Below are 6,422 nucleotides of genomic sequence, written 5' to 3' on the forward strand. Positions count from 1 at the left end.
AAGCAAGCAATGAGCAAGCTGCGCGTAGCCGTTCTCGGTGCCAAGGGCCGTATCGGAGCCGAGGCGGTACGAGCCGTCGAGGCCGCCGGCGACATGGAGCTGGTGGCGGCCCTGGGCCGGGGCGACCGGCTGGAGACCCTCGTCGACACCGGCGCCCAGGCCGTCGTCGAGCTCACCACACCCGCTTCGGTGATGGGCAACCTCGACTTCTGCGTCCGGCACGGCATCCACGCCGTCGTCGGCACCACGGGCTGGACCGACGAACGGCTCGCGCAGCTGAACGGCTGGCTGGAGGGCTCCCCGGGGACCGGTGTGCTCATCGCCCCGAACTTCTCCATCGGCGCCGTCCTGACCATGAAGTTCGCGGAGCGGGCCGCCCGGTACTTCGAGTCGGTCGAGGTCATCGAGCTGCACCACCCCAACAAGGTGGACGCGCCGTCCGGCACCGCCACCCGTACGGCCCAGCTGATCGCGGCGGCCCGCGAGAAGGCCGGCCGCGCCCCGCAGCCGGACGCCACCACCACCGCTCTGGACGGTGCGCGCGGCGCGGACGTCGACGGCGTCCCGGTCCACGCGGTCCGCCTCCGCGGCCTCCTCGCCCACCAGGAGGTGCTGCTCGGCGGCGAGGGCGAGACCCTCACCATCCGCCATGACTCACTGCACCACAGCAGCTTCATGCCGGGCATCCTGCTCGGCACCCGCCGTGTGGTGACCACTCCGGGCCTCACGTTCGGCCTGGAGCACTTCCTCGACCTGAACTGACTGGGCCACACCCATGCGCGCAAAGATCACCTACGTTGTCACCGCTGCCGTCCTGGTCTTCTATTTCGCCCTGGTCGGCAGCCGCGGCGTGCTCCTCATACGGCACGGCACCCTGCTGACGGTCACCTTCGGCGTGGCGGTCCTGGTCCTGCCGGTGATCGGCGTCTGGTTCCTCTGGAAGAACACCCAGTTCGTCCGCAGGGCCAACGCGCTGGCCGCCGCGCTGGAGGCCGAGGGCGGGCTCCCGGTCGACGAACTGATCCGTACCCCGGCCGGCCGTATCGACCGCGACTCCGCCGACGCGGTGTTCGCCCGCCGCCGCGAGGAGACCGAGGACTCCCCGGACGACTGGCGGTGCTGGTTCCGGCTGGCCGTCGCCTACCAGGACGCGCGGGACACACCACGAGCCCGCAAGGCGATGCAACGCGCGATCGCGCTGCACGGCGGCAAGCCGGTAGGGGCCTGACGGCAGGGCGTCGGCCGGCGCGTCCGGCGAGCGGGCGAGCACGCACCCCCCGACACCGGGGACGTCCTCACGGACAGCGGGCCCGGTACGGAGTGTCCGTACCGGGCCCGCTGTCCGCGTGGGACCACTACTGGCGGTATTCGTCGCCCCAGGCCTCGATGGTGTCCGTCGCCCGCTCGAAGGCCTCGTCGCGGCCCAGGAAGTCCGCGTTGTGGTCGGTGACCAGCGGCGGCAGGGTGTCGCCGCCGTGACGGACCACGACGAGGGCCTGACCCTGCACGGTACGGGGGAGACCGAGCCACTTCACCGGCTGCTGGACGGTACGTACCGCCGCCGCCCGGTTCCACGGCACGGTGGTGGTCCGGAAGAAGCCCACCCGCCGCACACCGTGCCGGCTGACCCACGCACCGACCCGGAGCAGCCGTAGCGAGCACATGATCACCGCGGCGGCGAGCGCGAAGCACGCGAGCGCTCCGGACAGCGCACCAGCCGCGCCGATGATCACGGCCGCGAGGAGGACGAACGAGGCGAGCAACAACAGGGTGGCCGCTGCCGCGACCCGCCACGGGCCGGGACGGTAGGGCCGCCGCCAGCTGTCGTGGTCGTCGAACGGCAGCGCGACGTCCTCCGCGCTCGCGTCGAATGCGCGGTCGGCCGTCAGAAAGGGCAGGGGCACGACTGATCCTCACTCACAAGCACGCTCGATTGCTGTGCCCGGTGAGGCTACCGAGACCCGCACCGGGCCGACCACCCCAGGGGGTCCGTACGAGTCAGCGGCCTTCGGAGGCCTCGGACTGCTTGCCCTGGGCCGGGGCCTGGTCGGGGTCGAGGGCGGGAAGGCCGAAGAGCAGCGATCCGACGAGGCCCGCGACCACGGTCAGCCCCACGAGGGAACGGCCCGCCAGCTCGGAGACGCTGACGCGGGTCCGGGGCGGCGGAGTGACATTACTGCGGAACCGGTCGGCCTCGGCGACGAACGAGAACGGAACGGATTCACGCCGGCGGAACATGAGGAAACTCTCCTTGAAGTCTGTGGCGGGTGCTGCTAATGAGTCAGACGTACAGAACGCCCGATCGGTGCCCCGAATCGCCGAATCAATGCGAGATTTCCCCGTACGGGCGGTCCCGGACGCGTTGTCGGTGCCGGGCCGTAGAGTGGACGCCGCCCGAGCGACGCCATTGGAAGGACCCCCGCCGGTGACCGACACCCCCGAACCCGCAAAGCCCAGCTTCCGCAGTGATGTCACCGTTGACCTGGTGAAACACGCCGCAGGTGACTCCGACGTCCTGTTCGCCGCCCGTGTCTCCACGGCGGGCGAGCAGTCGCTCGGAGAGGTCACCAAGGACCCCGAGCGGTCCAAGGGGCTGATCAACTTCCTGATGCGGGACCGGCACGGAAGTCCGTTCGAGCACAACTCGATGACCTTCTTCATCAGTGCCCCCATCTTCGTCTTCCGCGAGTTCATGCGGCACCGCGTCGGCTGGTCGTACAACGAGGAATCGGGCCGCTACAGGGAGCTGGAGCCGGTCTTCTACGTCCCCGGGGAGTCCCGCAAGCTCGTCCAGCAGGGCCGCCCCGGCAAGTACGAGTTCGTCGAGGGCACCGAGGAGCAGCACGCGCTCACCAGCCGTGCGATGGAGGACTCCTACCGCCAGGCGTACGAGGCGTACCAGGAGATGCTCGCCGCCGGAGTGGCCCGAGAGGTCGCCCGCGCGGTCCTGCCCGTGGGCCTCTTCTCGACGATGTACGCCACGTGCAACGCACGCTCCCTGATGCACTTCCTCGGCCTGCGCACGCAGCACGAGCTGGCGAAGGTCCCGTCCTTCCCGCAGCGCGAGATCGAGATGGTGGGTGAGCAGATGGAGGCCCACTGGGCGCAGCTCATGCCGCTCACTCATGCCGCCTTCAACAAAAATGGACGGGTCGCCCCGTAAGCGGTGTCCGTATTGCGGCGTTTCATGAAGTTCATCTAGGCTGATCAAACGGACCCGGCACTGCTTGAACCCCCGAGCAGGCAGTGTCGGGTTCCACTTCCCCGTCCCCCCGAGGGGACACCGTGCGCTGAGCAACGAGTAGCGTGTTACCCATGGCTCCGATCTCCACTCCGCAGACCCCCTTCGGGCGGGTCCTCACCGCTATGGTCACGCCCTTCACGGCGGACGGCGCACTCGACCTCGACGGCGCCCAGCGGCTCGCCGCCCATCTGGTGGACGCAGGCAATGACGGCCTGATCATCAATGGCACCACCGGCGAGTCCCCGACCACCAGCGACGCGGAGAAAGACCGGCTCGTCCGGGCGGTGCTCGAAGCGGTGGGAGACCGGGCCCACGTCGTGGCCGGCATCGGCACCAACGACACCCGTCACAGCGTCGAGCTGGCCCGCACCGCGGAGCGCGCCGGTGCCCACGGCCTCCTCGCCGTCACCCCGTACTACAACAAGCCCCCGCAGGAAGGCCTCCTGCGCCACTTCACCGCCATCGCGGACTCCACCGGCCTCCCCGTGATGCTGTACGACATCCCCGGGCGAAGCGGTGTCCCGATCGACACGGAGACGCTCGTCCGGCTCGCCGAGCACCCGCGTATCGTCGCCAACAAGGACGCCAAGGGCGACCTGGGCCGCGCCAGCTGGGCCATCGCCCAGTCCGGCCTCGCCTGGTACTCGGGCGACGACATGCTGAACCTCCCGCTGCTCTCGGTCGGCGCGGTCGGCTTCGTCTCCGTCGTCGGCCATGTGGTGACCCCCGATCTGCGGGCCCTCATCGAGGCCCACCTCGGCGGCGACGTCCACAAGGCCACGGAGATCCACCAGAAGCTGCTTCCGGTCTTCACCGGCATGTTCCGCACCCAGGGCGTGATCACCACGAAGGCCGCTCTGACGCTCCAGGGCCTCCCGGCCGGTCCGCTGCGCCTCCCCCTGGTGGAACTCACCGCACAGGAGACGGCGCAGCTCAAGATCGATCTGGCTGCCGGCGGGGTACAGCTGTAACCACGGACTTCACAACTGAATAGGCGACGAACGCTCGCCGAGCACCATCCCAGACAACAGCAAGTGCACGAATGACACGCGCGCCACGTGCCTCAGCGGTACGTGGCGCGCGTGGTAAGGAGAGTCTTTTGAGTCATCCGCATCCTGAACTCGGTACCCCGCCGAAGCTTCCGAAGGGCGGCCTGCGGGTCACCCCGCTCGGCGGCCTCGGCGAGATCGGCCGCAACATGACGGTCTTCGAGTACGGCGGCCGCCTGCTCATCGTCGACTGCGGAGTGCTCTTCCCCGAGGAGGAGCAGCCCGGGATCGACCTGATCCTTCCGGACTTCACCACGATCCGGGACCGTCTGGACGACGTCGAGGGCATCGTCCTCACACACGGCCACGAGGACCACATCGGTGGCGTCCCGTATCTGCTGCGCCTGAAGCCGGACATCCCGCTCATCGGCTCCAAGCTGACCCTCGCGCTCATCGAGGCCAAGCTCCAGGAGCACCGGATCCGCCCGTACACCCTGGAAGTCACCGAGGGCCAGCGCGAGCGCATCGGCGTCTTCGACTGCGAGTTCATCGCGGTCAACCACTCGATCCCGGACGCACTGGCGGTCGCCATCCGCACCCCCGCGGGCATGGCCGTCGCGACCGGTGACTTCAAGATGGACCAGCTCCCGCTGGACGGGCGCCTCACCGACCTCCACGCCTTCGCGCGGCTGAGCGAGGAGGGCATCGACCTGCTGCTCTCCGACTCGACGAACGCGGAAGTCCCCGGCTTCGTACCGCCCGAGCGGGACATCTCCAACGTCCTGCGCACGGTCTTCGCCAATGCTCAGAAGCGCATCATCGTGGCGAGCTTCGCCAGCCACGTCCACCGCATCCAGCAGATCCTGGACGCCGCCCACGAGTACGGCCGCAGGGTCGCGTTCGTCGGCCGTTCGATGGTCCGCAACATGGGCATCGCCCGTGACCTGGGCTATCTGAAGGTCCCCGCGGGCCTGGTCGTCGATGTGAAGACCCTCGACGACCTGCCGGACGACGAGGTCGTGCTCGTCTGTACGGGCTCGCAGGGCGAGCCGATGGCCGCCCTGTCCCGGATGGCGAACCGCGACCATCAGATCCGGATCGTCCAGGGCGACACGGTGATCCTGGCGTCGTCCCTGATCCCGGGCAACGAGAACGCGGTCTACCGCGTGATCAACGGCCTGACCCGCTGGGGCGCCAATGTCGTCCACAAGGGCAACGCCAAGGTCCACGTCTCGGGCCACGCCTCGGCCGGCGAGCTGCTGTACTTCTACAACATCTGCAAGCCGAAGAACCTGATGCCGGTCCACGGCGAATGGCGCCACCTGCGGGCCAACGCCGAACTGGGCGCGCTCACGGGTGTCCCCAAGGACCACATCGTCATCGCCGAGGACGGCGTCGTCGTCGACCTGGTCGACGGCAAGGCCAAGATCGTCGGCAAGGTCCAGGCGGGTTACGTCTATGTCGACGGCCTCTCGGTCGGCGATGTCACCGAGACCTCCCTCAAGGACCGCCGCATTCTCGGTGACGAGGGCATCATCTCGGTCTTCATCGTGGTCGACAGCTCCTCCGGCAAGATCGTGGGCGGCCCCCACATCCAGGCCCGGGGCTCCGGCATCGACGACGCCGCCTTCAGCGCCGTCGTCCCGAAGGTCGAGGAAGCGCTCAACAAGTCGGCCCAGGACGGAGTGATGGAGCCCCACCAGCTCCAGCAGCTCGTCCGCCGCACGGTGGGCAAGTGGGTCTCCGACACCTACCGCCGGCGCCCGATGATCCTTCCGGTCGTCGTCGAGGTCTGATCCTCACGACCGCCGGTACGGAGCGGGGCACCTCGATTTGCATCCGGGCGCCCCGCTCCAGTACGTTTACGTCTCCGCCCGACCGGGAAGCGCCCGCGCAGTCATGCGCAGGGAGCCCACCGAACGGGGCGGGAATTCCGACTCAGAATCTCTGATAAAGTCGGGCCCGCCGAAAGGCAAAGGCCATCCGCAGGCCGCTGGAATCGAATTCGGACCGGAAACGGAACGGAAAAGAGTCTGGTAAAGTCGGACTCGCCGGAAAGGGAAACGCGAAAGCGAAGAACTGGAAAGCGAAAAAAGTTTGACCCGCTTCGACCGGGAATCGGACACGAAAGAGTCTGATAGAGTCGGAAACGCAAGAACGAAGGGAAGCGCCCGGAGGGCCCCGGTGAA

General features: G+C 68.5%; 7 protein-coding genes. 5 read left to right on the top strand and 2 right to left on the bottom strand.

The annotated features are described in order from the left end of the window. The first annotated feature begins 9 nt into the window (after positions 1-9). Together dapB and ABT170_RS04945 are read left to right on the top strand one after the other, a co-directional pair. Positions 10-762 carry a 4-hydroxy-tetrahydrodipicolinate reductase gene (dapB, locus tag ABT170_RS04940; RefSeq protein ID WP_329945378.1) on the top strand — a complete coding sequence of 251 codons (753 nt, stop codon included), beginning with the start codon at positions 10-12 and terminating at the stop codon, positions 760-762. A 13-nt stretch (positions 763-775) separates the two neighbouring features. Beyond that, positions 776-1,228, top strand: a complete 453-nt coding sequence (locus ABT170_RS04945) for a tetratricopeptide repeat protein (RefSeq protein ID WP_329945379.1) — start codon at positions 776-778, stop codon at positions 1,226-1,228. A gap of 127 nt (positions 1,229-1,355) precedes the next feature. Here ABT170_RS04945 and ABT170_RS04950 read toward each other — a convergent pair whose 3' ends face one another. Continuing rightward, positions 1,356-1,904: an SCO5741 family PH domain-containing membrane protein gene (locus tag ABT170_RS04950; RefSeq protein WP_329945380.1), complete on the bottom strand. Its 549-nt coding sequence runs from the start codon at positions 1,902-1,904 to the stop codon at positions 1,356-1,358. A gap of 94 nt (positions 1,905-1,998) precedes the next feature. Next, positions 1,999-2,238 carry a hypothetical protein gene (locus tag ABT170_RS04955; RefSeq protein ID WP_266924483.1) on the bottom strand — a complete coding sequence of 80 codons (240 nt, stop codon included), beginning with the start codon at positions 2,236-2,238 and terminating at the stop codon, positions 1,999-2,001. Positions 2,239-2,425: 187 nt separating this feature from the next. Here ABT170_RS04955 and thyX point away from each other — a divergent pair, with 187 nt between their 5' ends. From thyX to ABT170_RS04970, 3 genes are all read left to right on the top strand, one after another. Continuing rightward, positions 2,426-3,163 (top strand): FAD-dependent thymidylate synthase, encoded by a 738-nt coding sequence (gene thyX, locus ABT170_RS04960; RefSeq protein ID WP_329945381.1) that lies wholly within the window; start codon positions 2,426-2,428, stop codon positions 3,161-3,163. A gap of 152 nt (positions 3,164-3,315) precedes the next feature. Continuing rightward, positions 3,316-4,215: a 4-hydroxy-tetrahydrodipicolinate synthase gene (gene dapA / locus ABT170_RS04965; protein WP_329945382.1), complete on the top strand. Its 900-nt coding sequence runs from the start codon at positions 3,316-3,318 to the stop codon at positions 4,213-4,215. A 128-nt stretch (positions 4,216-4,343) separates the two neighbouring features. Further along, on the top strand, positions 4,344-6,029 hold the full coding sequence (locus ABT170_RS04970; RefSeq protein ID WP_266924488.1) for a ribonuclease J: 1,686 nt from the start codon (positions 4,344-4,346) through the stop codon (positions 6,027-6,029). Positions 6,030-6,422 lie beyond the last annotated feature (393 nt).

This window comes from Streptomyces sp. NPDC001787 (assembly GCF_040297465.1).
In the GTDB taxonomy this organism is placed as follows: domain Bacteria; phylum Actinomycetota; class Actinomycetes; order Streptomycetales; family Streptomycetaceae; genus Streptomyces.